This is a genomic window from Endozoicomonas atrinae, from assembly GCF_001647025.1.
GTDB classification, from domain to species: domain Bacteria; phylum Pseudomonadota; class Gammaproteobacteria; order Pseudomonadales; family Endozoicomonadaceae; genus Endozoicomonas; species Endozoicomonas atrinae.
Genome location: NZ_LUKQ02000787.1, coordinates 1 through 466, shown reverse-complemented (window position 1 = coordinate 466; position 466 = coordinate 1). Strand labels below are relative to the sequence as shown.

Sequence of the window (466 nt, the reverse complement as noted above, 5' to 3'; positions counted from 1 at the left end):
GCGTCATTCGTAAGGCGATCAAGAACCGGAAGATTTTTCGGACTGATGAGCCAGTCATGAAGGTAATCTATCTGGCCATGGAAAAAGCTTCCGAGAAATGGACCATGCCGATCAGGAACTGGAAAGCAGCCATGAACCGGTTTGAAATTATGTTTCCTGACCGGTTCAAGGAGTAATAGTTTTGGTGGCGTTTACACAGAATTATTTACAGGCTCCTTTACAGTGAACCAATGAACGTCCTGAGCTCCAGGTTTTTTTTGGTTCATTTGTAAAATGTTATGCGTTGTCTTATCAGTATTGGTAAATATGACTCAGCTCTTTAAACATATTTTCTGACTTCAATACTCCGGACACTATTATGCAGCGATAGCACCATAGCTACTTAGCTCCTCATAAGTATTCATGACTTTTTCGTCATTCATTGCCAAGCCTAACTTCTCAAAAACTCTGTGCATCAGGTTCTGAT

1 pseudogene is annotated in these 466 nt (G+C 41.0%); it reads left to right on the top strand.

Annotation, left to right across the window (positions count from 1 at the left end):
* Positions 1–176, top strand: a pseudogene (locus AK963_RS36405) (IS256 family transposase); the annotation flags it as partial.
* Positions 177–466: the final 290 nt, after the last annotated feature.